Origin of the sequence: Micrococcus sp. KRD128, assembly GCF_017168395.1 — a bacterium.
Lineage (GTDB): Bacteria > Actinomycetota > Actinomycetes > Actinomycetales > Micrococcaceae > Micrococcus > Micrococcus luteus.
In genome coordinates, this window is record NZ_JABFAX010000003.1 from 25,790 (window position 1) to 47,072 (window position 21,283).

The window sequence follows — 21,283 nt, forward strand, 5'->3', positions numbered from 1 at the left end:
AGATTTGTATAAGAGACAGGACCAGCGCCGCATCCTCACCGCGCTGCTCATGCCGCTCTTCCTCGCTCTGATGAGCGTGTCCGTGGTGAACGTGGCGCTGCCGGCCATCGAGTCGGGCCTGGACGCCACGAGCGCGGATCTGCAGTGGGTGCTGGCGGGGTACACGCTGACGTTCGGCACCGTGCTCGTGGCCGCGGGCCGCGCCGGCGACCTGTGGGGCCGCAAGAGCCTGTTCCTGGCGGGCATCACGCTGTACATGCTCGGCTCCCTGCTCTCCGGCCTGGCCGGGGACACCCTGCTGCTCAACGCGGGGCGCCTGCTCACGGGCCTGGGCGCGGGTGTGTTCAACCCCCAGGTCATCGGGTTCATCCAGTCGAACTTCCACGGCCGCGCCCGCGGGCGGGCCTACGGGCTCTTCGGCACCGTGGTGGGCCTCGGCGTGGCCGTGGGACCCCTGCTCGGCGGGCTGTTCCTCGGCGCGTTCGGCCCCGAGTGGGGCTGGCGCTCCACGTTCCTCATGAACGTGCCCGTGGGCCTGGCCGCCGTCGCGATGGGCGCCCTCTGGCTGCCGCCGCCCACCCGCGTGCACGGCCTGCCCGCCGCCCCCGGACCGCGCGGGATCGCCGCGCTCGACCCGGTGGGCGCCCTGCTGCTCGGCGCCGGCGGGGTGAGCCTCATGGTGCCGTTCATCGTCCCGGGCACCGCCTGGCTGCTGGTGCTCGCCGCCGCGCTCGTGACGGCGTGGTGGCTGTGGGAGAAGCACGTGAAGGCCCGGGCGTCGGCCACCGGCGTGCAGCCCATGGTGGACCCGGCCCTGTTCCGGCGGCCGTCCTTCACGATCGGCGCGCTCGAGTCCACCATCTACCTGGCCACGATGCCGGCGGTGTTCGCGATCGTGGCGATCTTCCTGCAGCGCGGCATGGGGTTCACGCCGCTCGAGGCCGGCCTCGTGGGCCTGCCCGGCGCCGTCGTCGTGGCCTCCCTGTCCCCGTGGGTGGGCTCGATGGTGCAGCGGCGCGGGCCCGTGCTCGTGCTGCTCGGCGCCCTCGTGGGCCTCGTGTCGCTGGGGGTGCTGGCGCTCGCGTTCGAGCGCAGCGCGGCCGGCGCGTGGTCGCCGTGGATCGTGGGGGTGGGGTTGATCGTGCAGTCGGCCTCGCAGGCCCTGCTGCTCACCAGCACGCAGGTGCTGATGATGGACGACGTCGCCGGCCACGAGGCGGGGGCGGCTGGCGGCGTCGCCCAGACGGCGCAGCGCCTCGGCACCGCCCTGGGCCTGTCCGTGGTGACGGGCGCGTTCTTCGCGGCCCTGGCCGGCGCCGCAGCCCAGAGCGCCGGGCCGCCGTCGGCCGCGGCGTACGCGCACGCGGCCTCGACCGCCATGGGCATGGTGGCCGTGTGCTGGGCGCTCACCGCCGTGGTCGCGGCCCTGGACGTGGTCCGGCGGCGCCGCGCGGTGCGCGCGGCCTGACCGGCCCGCGGGGGCCTCAGCGCAGGAACAGCGCGCCGAGCCGGCGGGCGGCCAGCCACACCCCGACGCCGGCCATCACCACGAAGTAGAGGACGTGGCCGGCGGTCGCCCAGCTCAGCACGCCCACCGCGAGCGCGCGCATCATCTCCACCGCATGCCACAGCGGGAACACGCGGATCACCCACTGGATCGGCTCCGGGTAGACCGCGAGCGGGAAGAACGTGGCTGAGAACAGGAACATGGGCATCAGCACGATCTGGACCCAGTCCATGTGCTGGAACGTCTTCATCCAGCTCGTCACCGCCATGCCGAGGGAGGCGAAGCCCAGCGCCACGAGCAGGGCGCCAGGGATCATGAGCAGCGCCGTCCACGAGGTGACGAGCCCGGCCACGGTCATGACGATCAGGAAGCCGACCGCGTAGATCAGCCCGCGCAGCAGCGCCATCGCGATCTCCCCGAGTGCCACGTCCAGCGGGCCCAGCCGCGTGGAGAGCATGGTCTGGTACGTCTTCGCGTAGCGCAGCTTGAAGAACACGTTCCACGTGGAGTCGTAGATGGCGCCGTTCATCGCCGAGACCGCCAGCAGTGCGGGGGCGAGGTACATGCCGTACGGGACGGGGGTGCCGTCCGGGCCGGCCACGTCGCCGACCAGCGCACCGAGCCCCAGCCCCAGGGAGGCCAGGTAGAGCACGGGCTCGAAGAACCCGGAGAAGAACACCACCCAGTTGTTGGACTTCAGGGACAGGAACGCCCGCTCCATCACCGCGCGCACGTTGCCCGAGTACGCGCCGGCCAGCGGGCCGCGGCGCACGGGGATCTCGGGCAGGGGCGGCACGGCGACGGCGTGTTCCCGCGCCACCGAGGACGACGGCGCGGCAGGCTCCGCCTGCGCGGCGGCGGGTGCGACGTCGGCGCGGGCGGCCCCGGTGCGCGCGGCACGGCGGCCCAGGCGCGGGGCACGGTCCCGGCGGGCGGCCGTGACGGCGTCGCGGTCCGGGGTGCCGCGGACCCAGCCGAGGCGGCGCGTGTAGATCCGCACCGCGAGCCAGGCCCCGCCGAGCGCGAGGGACAGCAGGAACGCCACGTGCACCACGGTGAGCCAGGCCGGCTCGGCCATCCCGTAGGAGAGAATGCGGCCGAGCTGGGCGGCATGCCACTGCGGGGAGAGCCAGCCGATCCAGCGCAGCCACACCGGCAGCGCCTCGAGCGGGTAGAAGGTGGCGGAGAACAGGAACAGGGGCATGACCACGAGCCGCTGCAGGGTGGCGAACTGGCCCTTGTCCTCCTGCAGGGAGGCCGCGAACGCCATGATCGGCGCGCCGACGGCGAGCCCGCCGAGCGTGGCGGTGAGGACCTGCACCCACGCCCACGGGCTCGAGACCACGCCGAACGCCAGCATCACCAGCAGGAACACGGCGGCCTGGAACACGAACCGCAGGCTCACCGCCACGAGGTGGCCCAGGGCGATCTGCGCCGGAGACAGCGGGGTGGCCTGCGCCGCGTAGTACGTGCGTTGCCACTGGAACCCGCCCATCACCGGGTAGGAGAACTCGACGGACGCGGTCATCAGCGCGCCCGAGGCCAGCAGCGCCGGGGCGATGAACGCGACGTAGGAGACCCCGCCCAGGGCGTCCTGCGGCATCCCGCCGCCCATGAGCTGGGCTAGGCCCAGACCCATGGCCAGCAGGTAGAGCACGGGCTCACCGAGCGCCCCGACGAGCAGCACCGCGCCGTAGCGACGCATGGACCGCAGCTGGTGCTCGGCGTAGAGCAGGACGCCGCGGCGCTTCACGCGCTCCGCGGACGCCGCCGCGGTGACCGGCGGGCGCAGCGGCTCGGCGGGCGTGGTGGGGGACGGCACGGGTCAGTCCACCAGGGTGCGGCCGGTGAGGATGAGGAACACGTCCTCGAGGCTCGCGCGGCGGGTCAGCGTGGTGACGGGGGCGGGCAGGGCGCCCTCGTCGACGAGGCGCTGCACGACGTCGTGCAGGTCGTCCGCGCGTCGGGCGTAGACGAGGACGCGGTCCGGGAGGACCTCGACGCGGTGCACCACGCCGTCACCCGCGTGGGCCTGGACGGTGCGGGCCGCGGCCTCGTTGCGGTCCGCGCCGAAGCGCGCCTCGAGGACCTCGCGGGAGGCATGCTCGCGGATGAGCTCGGCGGGGGTGCCGGCGGCCATGATCTCGCCGCCGTCGACCACGACGAGCCGGTCGCACAGCTGCTCCGCCTCGTCCATGTGGTGCGTGGTCAGCAGCAGCGTGGTGCCGCGTTCCTTGAGCCGGTAGAGGCGGTCCCACAGGATGTGGCGGGCCTGCGGGTCCAGGCCCGTGGTGGGCTCGTCGAGGAGGAAGAGGGCCGGCTCGTTGACCAGGGCGCGGGCGATCACGAGCCGGCGCTTCATGCCGCCGGAGAGGTCGGTGACCTTGGCGTCCGCCTTCTCGGTGAGCTGGGCGAAGGCCAGCAGCTCCTCGGCCTTGGGCCGCAGGTACGAGTAGGGCAGGCCGAAGTAGCGGCCGTAGATCAGGATGTTCTCCCGGGCGGTGAGCTCCTCGTCCAGGTTGTCCTGCTGCGGCACCACGCCCAGGCGCGCACGGACGGCCGGCCCGTCCTCCTCCGGGTCGATGCCCAGGATGGTCAGCTCGCCCGCGGTGCGCTGCGAGGTGCCCGCGAGCATGCGCATGGTGGTGGACTTGCCCGCGCCGTTGGGGCCGAGCAGGCCGAAGCACTCCCCGGGGCGCACGTCCAGGTCGATGCCCTTCACGGCGTGGAACTCGCCGTACTGCTTGCGCAGCCCACGGGCACGGATGACGGAGGCGGAGGCCGGGGCGGCGGGCAGAGTGGTGTGACTCACAAGCCGACAGCATAGGCGCACCACCCGCCCGCACGCGTCCCGCCCCCTCGGCGGCGAACCCTGCGATATGGCCCCCATCCGGGGTGGATGGGGGCCATATCGCAGGGTTGGTCGCGGAAGTGGGAGAGGTCAGGCTCCGGCCCGCTCCCCCGCCCAGTCCTCGCCGTCGGCGGCGCGCTCGGCGGCCTCGACGACGTTCGCCAGCAGCATGACGCGGGTCATCGGACCGACGCCGCCCGGGTTCGGCGCCATCCAGGACGCCTTCTCCTTCACGGCCGGGTCCACGTCGCCCAGGACGCGGGACTTCCCGTCCTCCCCGGTCACGCGGGAGACGCCCACGTCCAGGACGATCACGCCCTCCTTGACCTGCTCCGGCTTCACCATGTGGGCGGAGCCGGCGGCGGCGATCACGACGTCGGCGCTCGCCAGCAGCTCGTCGAGGTTCGTGGTGCCGGTGTGGGCCAGGGTCACGGTGGCGTTGACCTCGCGGCGGGTGAGCACGAGGCCGGCGGGCCGGCCGATGGTCACGCCGCGGCCGATCACGAGCACGTGCTTGCCGGCCAGCTCCACACCGTGGTGGCCCAGCAGCTCGACGCAGCCGGCCGGGGTGCACGGCAGCGGCGAGTCCAGCTCGCCGCCGACCGAGGCCACGAGCCGCCCCAGGTTCATGGGGTGCAGGCCGTCCGCGTCCTTGTCCGGGTCGATGGCCTCGAGCACCTTCTGGGTGTCCACGTGCTTCGGCAGCGGCAGCTGGACGATGTAGCCCGTGCAGGCCGGGTCCTCGTTCAGCTCGCGCACGACGTCGAGGATCTGCTCCTGTGTCGCGTCCGCGGGCAGCTCACGCTGGATGGACTCGATGCCCACCTCGGCGCAGTCGCGGTGCTTGCCCGCCACGTACTTCTGCGAGCCGGCGTCCTCGCCGACGAGCAGGGTGCCGAGGCCCGGGGTGTGCCCGCGCTCGGCGAGGGCGGCCACGCGGCCGCGCAGCTCCTCCTTGATCGCGGCGGCGGTGGCCTTGCCGTCCAGGACCTTCGCGGTCATCGGCGGCTCACCAGCCCTCGAGGCCGTCGTACAGCGGGAAGTCCTCGGTGAGCTTCACGACGCGCGCGCGCAGCGCCTCCACGTCCGGGCTCGGCTTGAGGGCCTCGGCGATGACGTCGGACACCTCGCGGAACTCGGCCTCGCCGAATCCGCGGGAGGCCAGCGCGGGGGTGCCGATGCGCAGGCCGGAGGTGGTCATCGGCGGACGCGGGTCCCACGGCACCGAGTTGCGGTTCACGGTGATGCCGACCTCGTGCAGGATGTCCTCGCCCTGCCTGCCGTCCAGCTGGGACTCGCGCAGGTCCACCAGGACCAGGTGCACGTCCGTGCCGCCGGTGAGCACCGAGATGCCGTGCTCGGCCATGTCCGGGGCGGTCAGGCGCTCGGCCAGGATCTGCGCGCCGGCCAGGGTGCGCTCCTGCTTCTCCTTGAAGTCCGCGGAGCCGGCGATCTTGAAGGCCACGGCCTTGCCCGCGATCGCATGCATCAGCGGGCCGCCCTGCTGACCCGGGAACACGGCGGAGTCGATCTTCTTCTTCAGCTCCTCGGTGGAGAGGATGAAGCCCGAACGGGGGCCGGCGAGGGTCTTGTGCACGGTGGAGGAGACGACGTCGGCGTGCGGCACCGGGTTCGGGTGCAGGCCGGCGGCCACGAGGCCGGCGAAGTGGGCCATGTCCACCCAGAGCCGGGCGCCGACCTCGTCCGCGATCGAGCGGAAGGCGGCGAAGTCGAGCTGACGGGGATAGGCGGACCAGCCGGCCACGATCACCTTCGGCCGGGCCTCGAGGGCCTTCTCGCGCACCTTGTCCATGTCGATGCGGTGGGTGTCCGGCTCCACCTCGTACGCGGCGATGCTGTAGTTCTTGCCGGAGAAGTTCAGCTTCATGCCGTGCGTCAGGTGGCCGCCGTGCGCCAGGGACAGGCCCATCATCGTGTCCCCGTGGTCCAACAGCGAGGTCATCACGGCCACGTTGGCCTGGGCGCCGGCGTGCGGCTGGACGTTGGCGTGCTCGGCGCCGAACAGGTCCTTGGCGCGCTGGATGGCCAAGTTCTCGGCCACGTCCACGAACTCGCAGCCGCCGTAGTAGCGGCGGCCGGGGTAGCCCTCCGCGTACTTGTTGGTCAGCACCGAGCCCTGCGTCTCGAGGATGGCGCGCGGCACGAAGTTCTCCGAGGCGATCATCTCGAGCGTGCCCCGCTGGCGGCCGAGCTCGTCCGCGAGCGCCGCGGCGATCTCCGGGTCCACCTCGGCGAGGGGCTGGGTGTTGATGTCGGGCGTCTGCGTCACGGGGGTTCCCTTCGAACGGGGGTCTGTGCGGCCGGAAGGCTCCGGTGCCCTCCATCCTAGTGACCGGGCGCCGTCGTCCGGCCTGCGCGACGGCGGCCCGCGGCCCCGGCGGCCGACCCCGGCACACGGTTCTTTTGACTGATTCAGAAATATGCCAAGATCGGGGGTGACGCCGCCCACCGCGCCGATCGGTGCGCGGCCGACGTCGATCGACGAAGGAGAGTTCCATGACGGAGTACCAGAAGACGACCCCGCACGCGACCGGTTCCACCCGCCAGAACGGCGCCCCGGCCGTCAGCGACCGCCAGTCCCTGACCGTGGGCAGCGAGGGGCCCATCGTCCTGCACGACACCCACCTGCTGGAGACCCACCAGCACTTCAACCGCATGAACATCCCGGAGCGCCGCCCGCACGCCAAGGGCTCCGGCGCGTTCGGCGAGTTCGAGGTGACCGAGGACGTGTCGAAGTACACCAAGGCCCTCGTGTTCCAGCCCGGCACGAAGACCGAGACCCTCCTGCGCTTCTCCACCGTGGCCGGCGAGCTCGGCTCCCCGGACACCTGGCGCGACGTGCGCGGCTTCGCGCTGCGCTTCTACAGCGAGGAGGGCAACTACGACATCGTCGGCAACAACACCCCGGTCTTCTTCCTGCGTGACCCGATGAAGTTCACCCACTTCATCCGCTCGCAGAAGCGTCTGCCGGACTCCGGCCTGCGCGATGCCACCATGCAGTGGGACTTCTGGACCAACAACCCCGAGTCCGCCCACCAGGTCACCTACCTGATGGGCCCGCGCGGCCTGCCCCGCACCTGGCGTGAGATGAACGGCTACGGCTCCCACACCTACCTGTGGGTCAACGCCCAGGGCGAGAAGCACTGGGTGAAGTACCACTTCATCTCCCAGCAGGGCGTGCACGGCCTCTCGAACGACGAGGCCACCAAGATCGCCGGCGAGAACGCCGACTTCCACCGCCAGGACCTGTTCGAGTCCATCGCCAAGGGCGACCACCCCAAGTGGGACCTCTACATCCAGGCGATCCCCTACGAGGAGGGCAAGACCTACCGGTTCAACCCCTTCGACCTGACGAAGACGATCTCCAAGAAGGACTACCCGCGCATCAAGGTCGGCACGCTGACCCTGAACCGCAACCCGGAGAACCACTTCGCGCAGATCGAGTCCGCCGCGTTCAGCCCGAGCAACACCGTGCCGGGCATCGGCCTCTCCCCGGACCGCATGCTCCTGGGCCGCGCCTTCGCGTACCACGACGCGCAGCTGTACCGCGTGGGCGCCCACGTGAACCAGCTGCCGGTGAACCGTCCCAAGAACGCGGTGCACAACTACGCCTTCGACGGCCAGATGTGGTACGACCACACCGGCGACCGCTCCACCTACGCGCCGAACTCCAACGGCGACTCCTGGTCGGACGAGACCGGCCCGGTGGACGACGGCTGGGAGGCCGACGGCACCCTGACCCGCGAGGCCCAGGCCCTGCGCGCGGACGACGACGACTTCGGCCAGGCCGGCACCCTCGTCCGGGAGGTCTTCTCGGCCCAGGAGCGCGAGGACTTCGTGGAGACCGTGGCCGGCGCGCTGAAGGGCGTCCGCCAGGACGTCCAGGCCCGCGCCTTCGAGTACTGGAAGAACGTGGACGCCACGATCGGCCAGCGCATCGAGGACGAGGTCAAGCGCCACGAGGGCGACGGCATCCCGGGCGTCGAGGCCGGCGGCGAGGCCCGTATCTGACGGCTCCCTCCCCCGGCGGGCGCCCGCGCGCGCTCCGCTGAACGCACGGCGGCCGCTCCCTCACACGAGGGGGCGGCCGCCGTCGTCGTGGGGCGGTTGTTCAGGTCAGCGCTTGCCCCAGCGGCGCTCCTGCGCCTGGGCCAGCTTGTCCTTGATCACCTTCACGGCCTTGTCCTTGGCGGGCACGGCCACGTTGTCCCGCAGCGGGACGGCGACCTTGTCACGCACGGTCTCGAACGCGGAGGCCGCCACGGCCCCGGCCTGGGCCAGCTTCGACTCGCCCTCGGCGTCCGAGCCTCGGGTCTCGTCGCGGTCCGCCCGCAGGTCCGGGAGGGCGGCGCCCTCGGTGTCGTCCTCGGCGGGCTCCTCATCCGTGGGGGCGGAGGAGGTGGAGGTGTCCGGGGCCACGGTCGTGGGCGTCGACGACGTCGGCGCGGCGGTCTCAGCGGTCCCGGCGGTCCCGGCAGTCCCGGCGGTCCCAGCAGTCCCGGCGGTCCCAGCGGCTGCCGCCGACTGGGCGGCGCGGGCCTCACGGCGGGTCGCCGGGGTGGCGTCCTCCGCACGGCCGGACGGGGCCGCGGTCGGATCCAGCTCCGGGGCGCCGCCCAGGGGCGTGGCCGGCGTGGTGCCGGCGTGGGTCTCCGGGGCCTCGGCCCGTCGGGTGGCCGGGGCGGCCTCGAGGGACGGGCGCTCGGCCGCGGGCTCGACCGCCGCCGGCTGCGCGGCGTCCGCGCGGTGGTCCTCGGTGCGCGTCGACTCGCGGCCCGCCTCGACCACGCGACCGGGCACGCCGGGCGTGCCGTCGATGCGCAGGGATCCGGCGGCCGAGCGCTCAGCGCCGTCGGCGTCGTTCTGCTGGGTCTGGTCCGACTCGGCGGCCACGACCGTGACCGAGCCGTGCGCGGTGGTGGCGACCGTGTGCGTCTCGAGGTGCTCGCCCTGCGGGACGGGGATGGCGTCCGTGGCGAAGTCCTTGGTGGGGGTGTGCTCGGTGGCGACCTCGTCGGCGGGGACGGTCCCGTGCACGTGCTCGGGAGCCGGGGTGAGGTGGCTCCTGTGCTGCGGGGCCGCAGGGGCCGGTGCCGCCGGGGCGGTCGTCTCGGTCTCCGGGGACGGGGAGGCCGGGGTCGCCGGGACGTCGGCCGCGGGCGTCTGCTCGTCCAGGGTGACGCCGGAGCCGCCGGCCACACCGGCCGCGCCCAGGCCCACGGTGTTCGCCTCGCGCGCCGTGCTCGGCGCCGCCGCGGCGGGGCGCAGCGTGCCCCGGGTGGCCGGAGCCGCGGCATCGCGACGGTGGGTCTCAGCGGCGGTGGCGTCGGTGCGCGGGGCGTCCTGCTGGTCCACGGTCACCCCCGCACCGCCGGCCACGCCGGCGACGGACTCGTCGGTCTCGCGGTCCGCCGCGGCGGTGTCGAACGCAGCCAGACCCCTGGCGGGCTTCTCCGCGGCTGCGGGGCGCGCGTCCTCCTCGGCCGCCACCTCGTCCAGGCGGGAGAGGCGGGTCGGGGCCGCGGGGGCGGCCGCCTGCTCACCCGCGGTGTCCGCGGTGACGCCCCGGCGCTCGAGCCGGGTCTCGGCGGCCTCGGCCTCGCGACGACGGCGGGAGGCGATCACCGAGAGGATGATCAGGATCAGCAGCACGACGATGATCGCCGCGATGATCCAGTAGAGGGTGAACTGTGCCATGGGGTGCTCCTCGGTCGTCTGGGGCGACCGGCCGGGCCGGGCGCCGCGTCTTGCTTCCCGCGCCGCCGCGCGGCGGGGAACCTGATCTTGAGGATGACACGGGGCCCGGCCCCCCGACCAGGGATCAGCCCCGTCATCCCGCGGTTCCGTGCGGCCGGCACCGCCTACCATCGACGCCATGGACACGGCAGCCCTCTCCCCCAGCCCCTCCCCCGCCTCCGGCGCGGAGCACGCCCACGTGCTCACGCTGGCCTGCACGAACCGCAAGGGCATCGTGCACGCCGTGACGGGCGCCCTGCTGGGCGTGGAGGCGGACATCACCGAGTCGCAGCAGTACGGCTCCCCGGACACCGGCGACTTCTTCATGCGCGTGGAGTTCGTGACCCCGGCCGTGCGGGAGGACATCGAGCAGGCGCTCGCGCCGGTGCGCGAGGAGTTCGGCATGCGCATGGGCCTGTGGGACGCGGCGCACCGCATGCGCACCCTCGTGATGTGCTCCAAGGACGGGCACACCCTCAACGACCTGCTCTTCCAGCAGCGCGCCGGCACCCTGCCCATCGAGATCCCCGTGGTGGTCTCGAACCACCTGGACCTGCAGCCGCTCGCCTCCTTCTACGGCGTGCCCTTCATCCACGTGCCCGTCTCCAAGGACCCCGCGAGCCGGGACTCCAAGGAGGCCGCGGAGGACCGGCTGCGCGACCTGATCGCCCAGTTCGACATCGAGCTGGTGGTGCTGGCCCGCTACATGCAGATCCTCTCGGACGAGCTGTGCCGGGACCTGGCCGGGATGGCCATCAACATCCACCACTCGTTCCTGCCCTCCTTCAAGGGCGCCCGCCCCTACCACCAGGCGCACGAACGCGGCGTGAAGCTCATCGGCGCCACCGCCCACTACGTGACCGCCGACCTGGACGAGGGCCCGATCATCGCGCAGTCCGTGCAGCCGGTGACCCACGCCCAGACCGCCGCCGACTTCGTGGCCCGCGGCCGCGACGTCGAGGGCTCCACGCTCGCGCAGGCCGTGCGCTGGCACGCCCAGCACCGCGTCCTCACGGACGGCCGGCGGACCGTCGTCTTCAGCTGAGCCAGGGACGACGGCGCCACGCGGCGCCGTCGTCCTCCACACCTAGGCTGGTGGCATGGCCCACATCATCACCGTCGCGGGTGCCACCCCGCGCATCCACGAGTCCGTCTTCCTCGCCCCGACCGCCGCGATCACCGGCGACGTCGAGATGGCCGAGCGCTCCTCCGCCTTCTACGGCGCCTCCGCCCGCGGCGACTCCGCCCCCATCCGGGTCGGCGCGGGCACCAACCTGCAGGACAACGTGGTGCTGCACGCGGACGAGGGCTTCCCGTGCACCCTCGGCGCCGGCGTCTCCGTAGGCCACTCCGCCGTGGTGCACGGGGCCACCGTGGAGGACGACTGCCTGATCGGCATGTCCGCCACGGTGATGAACGGCGCGGTGATCGGCACCGGCTCACTCGTGGCCGCCGGCGCCCTGGTGCTCGAGGGGACGCAGGTCCCGGCCGGCTCGCTCGTGGCGGGCGTCCCCGCGAAGGTCCGCCGCCCCCTCACGGACGAGGAGCGGGAGGGCCTGAAGAAGAACGCGGCCACCTACCTGCGGCTCTCCGCCGCGCACCGGGACGCCGTCGCCGGCTGAACTCGGCCCGGAGGATGTGGGACGGTGGGCACCATGCCCACCTCTTCCGCTCTCCCCCGCACCACGCCCGACGACGTCCCCGAGCGTCTGCTCATCCTCCCCGCGGCGCAGGACGTCGCCGGCACCCCCTACGCCCACGCCCGTCGGCTGGCCGAGCAGGCCGTGGCCGACGTCGGCGGCGCCGCCGTGGCCGAGGGCGACGCCTCCGCCACAGCCCTGCTGATGGTCCGCCCGATCCCGGTCGATGCGCTCGCCGCGGCCCTGGCCGCCCACCCCCGGGTGAGCTGGGTGCAGTTCCCGTTCGCCGGGATCGAGCCGTTCGTCCCCCTCGTGCGCAGCCACCCGGACATCGTGTGGACGTCCGCCAAGGGGACGTACGCGCCGCCGGTGGCCGAACACGCGCTGCTGCTCACCCTGGCCCTGCTGCGGGACCTGCCCGCGCGCGTCCGCGCCACCACGTGGGGCCCCTCCTCCGGCCGCACCCTGAACGGCCTGAACGCCGTGGTCGTGGGCGGCGGCGGGATCGCACAGGAGTACATCCGCCTGCTCAAGACCTGGGACGTGCACGTCACCGCGGTCCGCCGACGCGCGGGAGACGTGCCCGGCGCGGACCGCACCGTCACGACCGACCGCCTCGACGAGGTCCTGCCCGGTGCGCAGGTCGTGATGATCGCCGCGGCCGCCACGGACGAGACCCGCGGCCTGTTCGACGCCGACCGCCTCGCCCTCCTGGACGAGGACGCCGTGCTCGTGAACATCGCCCGCGGGACGCTGGTGGACACGGACGCCGTCGTCGAGGCCCTCGCGGCGGGCCGGCTGCACGGCTACGGCACGGACGTCACCGACCCCGAGCCGCTGCCGGAGGGCCACCCGCTCTGGACGGAGGAGCGTGCGCTCATCACGCCGCACACGGCGGACACCCCGGAGATGTGCGTCCCGCTGCTCCACGCGCGGGTCGAGCGGAACGTGCGGGCCCGCGCGGCCGGGACGGAGCTGGAGGGCCTGGTGGACGCCGAGGGCGGGTACTGACCCGCCCCCGGCGTCCGCGGTGCCGGCTCAGCGGCGCGGCGCGTCCGCCTCGCGTTCGGCGGCATCGCGCTCGGTGGCCATCTCGATCTGGCGGCGGCGCTCCTCGGCGGCCCGGCGGGTCAGCTCCGCGCCGACCTCGGGGTCGCGGGTGAGGTTCTCACCGGTGGTCGGGTCGAACAGGTGCACGCGGGTGGTGTCCACCCACAGGCGGGTCGGCGTGCCCGGCCGGGCGCGGGACTCGCCGGAGAGGGTGGCCACGACGACGGGGCGCAGCTCGTCCGCGTCCAGGTCCTTGGCCAGCGAGGAGAGCATCTCGGCCACGGCCGGGTCCGGATCGAACTCGATGTAGCCGTACTGCTCGTGGCCGAGCCACTCCAGGTGCGTGAGCGTCGCGTCGAAGGTGGAGCCCTGGTCGCGGCGGCTGTCCTCCACCAGCTCGGCGTCCTCGAAGAACTCCGGCCGCAGGCCGAGGAACACGATGTCCCGCCCCTCGGCGGCGCGGGCCTTCTCGGGCGGCACCGGGATGTCACCGATCGGCGAGGACAGCACGTGGCCGCCCTCCTTCTGCTTCAGCGAGGCGGGCAGGAAGTTCATCGACGGCGAGCCGATGAAGCCGGCCACGAACAGGTTGAGCGGCTGCTCGTAGAGCTCGCGCGGGCTGGCCACCTGCTGCAGCTCGCCCTTCTTGAGCACGGCCACCCGGTCGCCCAGGGTCATGGCCTCGGTCTGGTCGTGCGTCACGTAGACGGAGGTGGTGGCCAGGCGGCGCTGCAGCTGCGAGATCTCCGCGCGCATCTGCCCACGCAGCTTGGCGTCCAGGTTGGACAGCGGCTCGTCGAAGAGGAACGCGTCCGCCTCGCGCACGATCGCCCGGCCCATGGCCACGCGCTGACGCTGGCCGCCGGAGAGGTTGCCGGGCTTGCGCTCGAGGTGGTCCTCGAGCTCGAGCACGCGGGCGGCGTCGCGCACCTTGCGGTCGATCTCCTCCTCGGAGGGCTTGTTCTCCTTGATCAGCCGCAGCGGGAAGGCGATGTTCTCGTACACCGTCAGGTGCGGGTACAGCGCGTAGTTCTGGAACACCATCGCGAGGTTGCGGTCCTTGGGGGCCGCCTCGTTCACGCGGCGGCCGTCGATCAGCATCTCGCCGTCCGTGATGTCCTCGAGGCCCACGATCATGCGCAGCAGCGTGGACTTGCCGGAGCCGGAGGGGCCCACGAGGATGACGAACTCGCCGTCCTCGATCTCCAGGTTCACGTCCTTGATGGCGTGGAAGCCGTCGTCGTAGGTCTTGTCGATGTGGTTCAGGGTGATGGAGGCCATCGGGGGGTCCTTTCGGGAGGTCTCGTGCGCGGGCCTCAGCCCTTCACCGCGCCGTTGGTCAGGCCGGCCACGATCTGCCGCTGGAACGCCAGCACCAGGATCACGATCGGGATGGTCACGATGATCGCGGCCGCCGAGATGGCCCCGGTCGGCGACTCGAACTGCGAGGCGCCGGTGAAGAAGGCCAGGGCGGCGGGCACGGTGCGCGCGGTCTCGGTGGAGGTCAGGGAGATGCCGAACACGAAGTCGTTCCAGGCGATGAAGAAGGCGATGATCGCCGTCGTGAAGACGCCGGGGGCGGCCAGCGGGACGATCACCTTGCGGAACGCCTCGAGCGGGGTCGCGCCGTCCACCTGCGCGGCCTGGTCGAGCTCCCACGGGATCTGGCGGAAGAACGCGGCCAGGGTCCAGATGGAGATCGGCAGGGTCAGGGACAGGTAGGGGATGATCAGGCCGATCCACGTGTCGTACAGCCCGAGGGTGCGCCACATGTTGAACAGCGGCGTCACCAGGGAGATGACGGGGAACATCGAGACCATCAGGGACACCGTGAGCACGAGCCGCTTGCCCGGGAAGTCCAGGCGGGCGATCGCGTAGGCGCACAGCGTGGCCAGGATGACGGCGATGATCGTGGCGATCACGGTGATGCCGATCGAGTTGCGCAGCGCGGTGAGGAACAGCTCGCGCGAGCCGCCCACGAAGATCTCCTCGTAGTTCACCGTGGACCACTGGGTGGGCAACAGCTTGCCGTTGGCGAGGTCGGCGGGCGTCTTGAAGCTGGTCGCGAAGATCGAGAACAGCGGGAAGAGGCACCACACGCCGATCACGACGGTGAGGATCCACCACAGCGCGGTGGCCTTCCCGGTGCCGCGACGGTGGGGCGCGCGGGCCTCGGGTCCGCGGCCCTCGGGGGCGCGGCCCTCGGGGGCGGGAGCGGATGCGGCGGTGCTCACTTGGAACCTCCTCGGTCGGCCAGGTCCACCTTGAAGCCCTTGACGGCGATGACCGCCATGAGGGCCACGCACAGGAACAGGATCACGGAGACCGCCGAACCCATGCCGATCTCGAGCCGGCCGATGGACGTGCGGTAGGCCAGCAGCGAGAGGACCTCGGTGCCGTAGGCGCCGTTGGTCATGATGTAGATGGAGTCGAAGATGCGGAACGCGTCCATCGCGCGGAACAGGACGGCCACCATGATCGAGGCCTTCATGTTCGGCAGGATGACCAGCTTCATCCGCTGCCACCACGAGGCGCCGTCGACGGCGGCGGCCTCCGTGAGGTCGCCCGGCACCTGGGCCAGGCCGGCCAGCAGGAGCAGGGAGATGAACGGCGTGGTCTTCCAGATCTCGGAGAGCATGATCACGAACAGCGCGGTGCTGCTCTGCGCGAACCAGTTCAGGTCCGCGTCGACGCCCGGCAGCCACTCGAACCAGGCGTTGATGTAGCCCGAGTCGATCGAGAACATGTAGAACCACGCGAACGCGGAGACCACGGTGATGATGCCGTACGGCACCAGGATGATCGTGCGGATCAGGCCGCGGGTCTGCTTGATGGCGTGGTGCATGGCCAGGGCCAGCAGGAAGCCGAGGATGAGCTCGACCACCACGGTCACCACGGTGATCAGCAGGGTCACCCCGAGGTCCTTCCAGAACACGGGGTCCGTGAGGATCACGCCGTAGTTGCCCAGGCCCACGAACTCGCGGTCGCCCGGCGCGGTGAGCCGGTACTTGAACAGCGAGTCGTAGAGGGCCTGCAGGATCGGGTACAGAACCACGAACAGCATCACGAAGAACGCGGGGCCGGCCAGGAGCCAGCCGAGACGCGCCTCGGACTTCGCGCGCTGGGACTTCACCCGGCGGGGGCGGCGACCCTTTACGGCGCGCGGGGTGGATGCGGCGGGTGCGGTGTCGACGTGGCTCACAGCAGACGCTCCCCTCTCAGGACTTCCTGGATGAAGTCGTCGGTCTCGGCGGGGGTGGACTCGGAGACGCCCGACGGCGGCGCGTAGCGCTGCTGGATCGCGGTGGAGACCTCGTTGTAGTACGGGGTCTGCGGACGCGGGGCGCCGAGCTCGAGGGACTCCCGGATGGTGTCCGCCATGGGGAACTTCTCAGTCACCTCGGGGGCGTCGTAGGCCGCCGGGTCGGCGGGCGGGTTGCCGTTCTCGACGAAGTACTGGCTCTGGTGCTCGGTGGTGGTGATGCAGGAGATCGCGTCCCAGGCGAGGTCCTGGTGCTCGGACTTCGCCCCCACCCCCAGGTTGATGCCGCCCACGGGCGGCGCGGCGTCCTTGTCCTCGGCGGTGCGGGGGTAGACGGCCCAGCCGATGTCCTCGGGCAGGTCCTCCGGCAGCGTGCCCTCCTCCACGGAGCCGAGGGTGGCCGGCCAGACGAACGGCCAGTTGACCATGAACGAGCCGTTCTTGCCCTGGAAGAGCAGCATGGAGGCGTTCTCGTCCTGGGTCGGCAGGCCCGCGCTGCCGAGGCCCTCCTTGCCGATCGTGGAGATGATCCGGGCGGCCGTGCGGCCGGCCTCGGAGTCGAGGTTGGTGGTGACCTCGTCCGTGGGCGCCTCGGCGTTGGGGATGATCTGCTCCCCGCCGCCCTCGATGAGCGCGTTGAGCCACACGGTCATGGACTCGGCGCGGGCACCCTGGACGGCCAGGTCCTTGTCCTGGCTGCGGGCGGCCTCGATCAGCTGGTCCCACGTGACGGGCTGGGACATGTCCAGCCCCGCGGCCTCGGCGACCGACTTGCGGTACCAGAGCAGCTGCGTGTTGGCCCAGAACGGGACCGTGACGAGCTCGTCCTTCCAGCTGGCGGCCGCGAGGGCGCCCTCCAGGGCGTTGTCCTTCGCGTACGCCTGCATCTCCTCCGGCACGGGGGCCAGGAAGCCGGGCTCGGCGAGCTCGGGGACGAACGGCGGGTCGAGGGACATGATGTCCATCGACGTGTCGCCCGCGGCGAGGCGGCGGGTCAGCTGCTCGCGCTGGGAGCCGGCGTCCGTCGGAAGCATGGACGTCTCGATCCTGTACCGCCCGTTCGCGGCGTCGGTGCATTGGGCGGCGATCTTCGCCTGCCCGCCGTCGTCGGGGTTGGTGTACCAGGTCAGGGTGGGCGTCTGCTCGGCCGGGGCACACCCGGCCAGGATGAGCGCGCCCGCAGCGACGGCGCCGGCCAGCGTGGCCCGGCGCCGTTGACGTGCCCGCGTGTCGTGTCTCACAAGTGGAACCTCATTCGATGCGAGTCGGATGTGACGGCCATCATCACGCATCGGAGCGATTCCTGCACGTTTCGCGGGCCCCTTCCTCAGCGGGCGCGGCGGTTCGTCCGGGCGGTCGGCTCCGCGGCGGCGGGATCCTCGGGCCACGGGTGCTTGGGGTATCGCCCGCGGTTCTCGGCGCGGACCTGCGCGTAGGGGCCGGCCCAGAAGGACGGCAGGTCGGCGGTCACGGCGAGTGGGCGGCCTGCCGGGGAGAGCAGGTGCAGGACCACCGGCTCACGACCGTCCGCCACGGCGGGGGTGACACGCGCCCCGAAGAACTCCTGCAGCTTGGCGGCGACCACGGGCGGGGTGTCCTCGTGGACGGCCGGGTAGTCCACGACGACGCCGCGCCCGCTCGGCACGGGCAGGCGCTCGGGGGCGAGCTCGTCCAGCCGGCCCGCCTCCGGCCAGGGCAGGGCGCCGCGCAGCAGCGCCTCGGCGTCCAGGCGAGCGAGGGGCCGTCCCGCGGCCAGGTCGGCGGCGAGCCCGTCGACCAGCGCGTCCAGGCCGGGCAGCGCCGTGTCCGAGAGGTCCGGCCACGGGGCGCCGAGGACGCGGTGGAGCAGGTGCACTCGGCGGCGCAGGTGTTCGGCCCGGCCGCGCGGGTCGAACCGGGCGAGGCCGTCGGCGGCGAGCGCGTCGCGCACGGCCTGCGCGGCGGCGTCGGGGGAGACGGGTGCCGGCGTCTCCGCCAGCACGAGCGCGCCCAGCCGGTCCACGCGGCGGCCGGTGAGCCGGTCCCCGCGCCAGTCGGCGGTGTCCTCGGTGCGCCGCAGGCCTGCGCCGGCGAGTTCCGCCAGCGGCCGGTCGATCGGCGCGGCCGCGCGGATCGCGGCACCGGTGCCAGCCGCGTCCCCGGCCACGCGGGCGACCTCGGCCACGGCCAGCCACTCCTGCCCCGCCAGGCCGCCGCCGGCGGCGTCGCGGGGCAGGGCCGCGCGGGTGCCGGAGGCAAGCAGGTATGCCCCCTCCTCCCCCGCGCGTCGGGCGATCCACGCGGGGAAGGCCAGGGCGGCCACGAAACCGGCGGGGTGCCGCCGCGCGGTCGCCGCCTCGGGCCCGGGCCCGTCCGGCCCCCGCGGCCCCGGGGAGTGCTGCGCGTGCCGACGGGCCAGGCGCTCGAGCCGATCCGCCTCCCGGCGCCACCGCCCGGCCTCCGGGTGCCGGCCGTCCCGCAGGGCCGCGACCAGCGCCTCGAGGTCGGCGCCGGGGGCGCGCAGGTCCAGGGCGAGGGCCGCCGTCGCCTCGGCCGCGGGGCGGGGCCCCGTCAGCGGTGCCGCCCGCAGGAGGGCGTGGCCGAGCGACGGGTCCAGGGGCAGCTCGGCCAGGACGGCGCCGTGCGGGGTGATGCGCCCGTCCGCGTCCACCGCGCCGAGGGAGGCGAGCGTCCGCTCGGCGGCGGCCATCGCGTCGGCCGGCGGGTCCTCGGGCAGGGTCAGCCCACGGCCGCCCGGGGCGCCCCACGCCGCGAACGCCAGGGCCACCGGCGCGAGGTCGACGACGGCGAGGGCCGGCGTCGGTGCTGCGGGCGCGGCGCCCAGGGCCGCGGCGGTGTGGCAGCGGACCACCGTGCCGGGGCCGAGGCGGGCGGCGCGGCCCGCACGCTGGCCGGCGGCGGCGCGCGAGGCCTGGACGGTGACGAGCCCGGCCATGCCCCGCCCCCGGTCCCGGCGCGGCTCGCGGGCCAGGCCCGAGTCGATGACGAGGCGCACCCCTGGCACGGTCAGCGAGGACTCGGCGACCGCCGTCGCGACGACGACGCGCGGCACGGTGGGGTCGGCGCGGCCGGCGAGCGCGGCGTCCTGGTCGGCGGGTTCCTGGCGGCCGTGCAGGACGCGGACCTCGGTGTCCGGGGCGAGCGCGGCGACGCGGCCCGCGACGGCCTCGACCTCGGCCACGCCGGGCAGGAAGACGAGGGCGTCCACGGTCGGGTCGGCGTCGAGCGCCGCGGCGTGGGCGCGCGCGGCCGTGGCCGCGACGTGGTCGAGGAACGCCCGGTCCACGCAGCCCTCGGCGGTGAGGCGGTGGCCGCGGAACGGGGCGTGCTCCTCGCGCAGCGGGTGCAGCACGGCCGGGGTGGAGACCACGGGCAGGGGCGCCTCCTCCCCCATGCCGCGGGCCCAGCGGGCCGCCAGGGCCGCCGCGTCCACGGTGGCGGACATGGCCACGAGCGCGAGTTCGGGACGCAGCTGCCGCAGGTCGGCGAGGAGGGCGAAGAGCACGTCCGTGTCCAGGTCCCGCTCGTGGACCTCGTCCAGGACCACCGCGCCCACGCCGTCGAGCCCGGGGTCGGCCAGGAGGCGGCGCAGCAGCAGGCCCGGGGTCACGAACTCGACGGCCGAGGCACCGCCGCCCGCCGCGTCGCCGCGCACGGCGTACCCGACGGCGGCGTCCGCGAGCCGAGCCCGCGCGTCGGGGCCGGCGCCGGGCTGCGCGTCGGCCGCGGCGGTCAGGACCGCCGTGCGCAGCCGCCGCCAGGCCGCGCGCACCGCGACCCGCCGCGGCTGCGTGACCAGGACGCGCCCGCCGCCGTGGTCCGAGAGCCGGACCGCGAGCGCGGGCGGGACCACGGTGGTCTTGCCCGTGCCCGGGGGCGCCTCGACGACGGCCGCCCCGCGCGCGTCCAGCGCCGCCTCGAGGTCGGGCAGGGCGGCGGTGAACGTCAACCCGGCACCGAGGCGGTCCAGGGCGGCGGCGAGGGCCGCGAGCGCGGCCGGCAGCCGCTCCTGGACGGCGACGGGATCGGCGGGGGTGGGCATCGGGTCCATTGTGCCCGCGCTTAGACTTCAGGAATGGCCCAGAGCATCTCTTTCACCGAGTTCGATCTTTCCCAGGCCGGTCACGTCAGCTGCACCGTGACGCGAGAAGGAGTGGAGGACGAGCTGTGGTTCGACCTGCCGTTCGCCGGCACGGTCGCACCTGATCTCCTCGCGGCCGGGCTGGCCACGCTCTGCGGGACGGTTTTCGACCGGGTCGAGATGGACCTGCCGCTGGGTCCCGACACCGCAGAAGTGATTCGGGTTGCCACGCGCTCCGAGCTCGTGCACAGGCCCGGTAGAGACATCGTTCGTCGAAAAGGCCGGCAGCATGCCCTGAACTTTTCAGGCGGATTCGACTCTTTGGCGGCGCGAGCCGTATTGCCGGACTGTGAACTCATCTCATTGGATTTTGGAGGTCGATTCTCTCGGGAGCGGCCCCTTTTTGAACGTTTCAGCCCCCACATCGTCAAGACGAATCTGGTCGATCTTAAACTAAACAGGAACGGCTGGTCTTTCATGGGCATTGGCAGCATCCTGTTACGTGACGAATTGGACCTGGGAGTGGTGTCCTTCGGCTCCATTCAGGCCGGATCGCTGCCTCGACTTTTCACAGGTCCCTCGAGCCCATCCACCCAGGCCATGCCATCCGCCCCCTTCCTCCAAGTCGTTAACCCTGTCAGCGGGGTGTCAGAGGTAGGGGCGATGATGATTACGGCGCGAGCTCATCCCGATGCTCTAGATGACATCCTCGCTTCCGTGGCTCACCCCGGGGAAATGAAGCATTACCGCAAGAGATTGATGCTCGAAGCCGTAAGCTCTCGCTTGGGATTGACTCCGAACCTTTCGACCGAACGTTTACCCACCTCCCGCCCCACATGGGGATCCCAGTTCGCAGATGACCTGTCGGCGCTGTATGTGATGAAAGTCCTCGGTACTGCCCGCGTGGTGGATGTGTACGACGGAGGGGTGCCTGACACCGTCTTGACCATGGTGGAAAAGACTGAGCTGACGTTCTTTGAGCGGTTCAACCCCCATGCTTTCTCGAGCTTGCACCTGGAACAGAACGCCATGCTGAGCTCCCGTTTAATCCAACTTGGCATCGTCCCTTACGAGCGGACAGATTGGCACGCCGCCAGCCTTGCAATGAAGGCAATCCGTGGCCAACTGTGATCTT

16 protein-coding genes are annotated in these 21,283 nt (G+C 72.7%); 6 read left to right on the forward strand and 10 right to left on the reverse strand.

Translation table 11 applies throughout. The annotated features are described in order from the left end of the window. A partial coding sequence (locus J1M44_RS01230; protein WP_241252680.1) for an MFS transporter occupies nucleotides 1-1,468 on the forward strand: 1,468 nt, incomplete at its 5' end. A gap of 16 nt (nucleotides 1,469-1,484) precedes the next feature. On the opposite strand, the gene J1M44_RS11920 is transcribed toward J1M44_RS01230, so the two are convergent. The 4 genes from J1M44_RS11920 to glyA all read right to left on the reverse strand — a co-directional run bounded on the left by J1M44_RS11920 (nucleotide 1,485) and on the right by glyA (nucleotide 6,648). Further along, nucleotides 1,485-3,329, reverse strand: a complete 1,845-nt coding sequence (locus tag J1M44_RS11920; protein ID WP_206480401.1) for an ABC transporter permease — start codon at nucleotides 3,327-3,329, stop codon at nucleotides 1,485-1,487. 3 nt (nucleotides 3,330-3,332) lie between these two features. Further along, nucleotides 3,333-4,319, reverse strand: coding sequence for an ABC transporter ATP-binding protein (locus tag J1M44_RS01240; RefSeq protein ID WP_126860606.1), 987 nt, complete (start codon nucleotides 4,317-4,319; stop codon nucleotides 3,333-3,335). A 129-nt stretch (nucleotides 4,320-4,448) separates the two neighbouring features. Beyond that, a complete protein-coding gene (locus J1M44_RS01245; protein WP_206480402.1) occupies nucleotides 4,449-5,360 on the reverse strand; it encodes a bifunctional methylenetetrahydrofolate dehydrogenase/methenyltetrahydrofolate cyclohydrolase in 912 nt (303 codons plus the stop codon). Between the two features lie 7 nt (nucleotides 5,361-5,367). After that, a complete protein-coding gene (gene glyA / locus J1M44_RS01250) occupies nucleotides 5,368-6,648 on the reverse strand; it encodes a serine hydroxymethyltransferase (RefSeq protein WP_010079361.1) in 1,281 nt (426 codons plus the stop codon). Between the two features lie 227 nt (nucleotides 6,649-6,875). Here glyA and J1M44_RS01255 point away from each other — a divergent pair, with 227 nt between their 5' ends. Then, entirely contained in the window at nucleotides 6,876-8,390 is a 1,515-nt protein-coding gene (locus tag J1M44_RS01255; protein ID WP_060974379.1) for a catalase, read from the forward strand. Between the two features lie 105 nt (nucleotides 8,391-8,495). On the opposite strand, the gene J1M44_RS01260 is transcribed toward J1M44_RS01255, so the two are convergent. Further along, complete coding sequence (locus tag J1M44_RS01260; protein WP_206480403.1) at nucleotides 8,496-10,076, reverse strand: hypothetical protein; 1,581 nt, start codon at nucleotides 10,074-10,076, stop codon at nucleotides 8,496-8,498. 178 nt (nucleotides 10,077-10,254) lie between these two features. Between J1M44_RS01260 and J1M44_RS01265 the strand changes: the two genes are divergently transcribed. Genes J1M44_RS01265 through J1M44_RS01275 form a run of 3 tightly spaced genes read left to right on the forward strand, consistent with a single transcriptional unit; the run spans nucleotide 10,255 to nucleotide 12,766 of the window. Further along, on the forward strand, nucleotides 10,255-11,160 hold the full coding sequence (locus J1M44_RS01265; protein WP_206480404.1) for a formyltetrahydrofolate deformylase: 906 nt from the start codon (nucleotides 10,255-10,257) through the stop codon (nucleotides 11,158-11,160). Between the two features lie 55 nt (nucleotides 11,161-11,215). Then, nucleotides 11,216-11,737 (forward strand): gamma carbonic anhydrase family protein, encoded by a 522-nt coding sequence (locus J1M44_RS01270; protein ID WP_002856610.1) that lies wholly within the window; start codon nucleotides 11,216-11,218, stop codon nucleotides 11,735-11,737. A gap of 24 nt (nucleotides 11,738-11,761) precedes the next feature. Next, the gene (locus J1M44_RS01275; protein WP_206480405.1) at nucleotides 11,762-12,766 is read left to right on the forward strand and encodes an NAD(P)-dependent oxidoreductase; all 1,005 of its coding nucleotides are present in this window, start codon (nucleotides 11,762-11,764) and stop codon (nucleotides 12,764-12,766) included. 27 nt (nucleotides 12,767-12,793) lie between these two features. Here the strand turns inward: J1M44_RS01275 and J1M44_RS01280 are convergent, their stop codons facing one another. The 5 genes from J1M44_RS01280 to J1M44_RS01300 form a co-directional block, all read right to left on the reverse strand. Then, the gene (locus J1M44_RS01280; protein WP_002856613.1) at nucleotides 12,794-14,086 is read right to left on the reverse strand and encodes an ABC transporter ATP-binding protein; all 1,293 of its coding nucleotides are present in this window, start codon (nucleotides 14,084-14,086) and stop codon (nucleotides 12,794-12,796) included. 35 nt (nucleotides 14,087-14,121) lie between these two features. Continuing rightward, complete coding sequence (locus tag J1M44_RS01285; protein WP_136940702.1) at nucleotides 14,122-15,039, reverse strand: carbohydrate ABC transporter permease; 918 nt, start codon at nucleotides 15,037-15,039, stop codon at nucleotides 14,122-14,124. Continuing rightward, nucleotides 15,036-16,007, reverse strand: coding sequence for a carbohydrate ABC transporter permease (locus tag J1M44_RS01290; RefSeq protein ID WP_136940703.1), 972 nt, complete (start codon nucleotides 16,005-16,007; stop codon nucleotides 15,036-15,038). Before J1M44_RS01290 ends, J1M44_RS01285 begins: the two co-directional genes overlap by 4 nt. Further along, nucleotides 16,004-17,308, reverse strand: coding sequence for an extracellular solute-binding protein (locus tag J1M44_RS01295; RefSeq protein WP_206480406.1), 1,305 nt, complete (start codon nucleotides 17,306-17,308; stop codon nucleotides 16,004-16,006). The genes J1M44_RS01290 and J1M44_RS01295 overlap by 4 nt, the downstream gene beginning before the upstream one ends. Before the next feature lie 86 nt (nucleotides 17,309-17,394). Next, on the reverse strand, nucleotides 17,395-20,109 hold the full coding sequence (locus J1M44_RS01300; protein ID WP_206480407.1) for an ATP-dependent RNA helicase: 2,715 nt from the start codon (nucleotides 20,107-20,109) through the stop codon (nucleotides 17,395-17,397). Between the two features lie 33 nt (nucleotides 20,110-20,142). Between J1M44_RS01300 and J1M44_RS01305 the strand changes: the two genes are divergently transcribed. Further along, the gene (locus J1M44_RS01305; RefSeq protein ID WP_206480408.1) at nucleotides 20,143-21,279 is read left to right on the forward strand and encodes a hypothetical protein; all 1,137 of its coding nucleotides are present in this window, start codon (nucleotides 20,143-20,145) and stop codon (nucleotides 21,277-21,279) included. The last annotated feature ends 4 nt before the right edge of the window (nucleotides 21,280-21,283 follow it).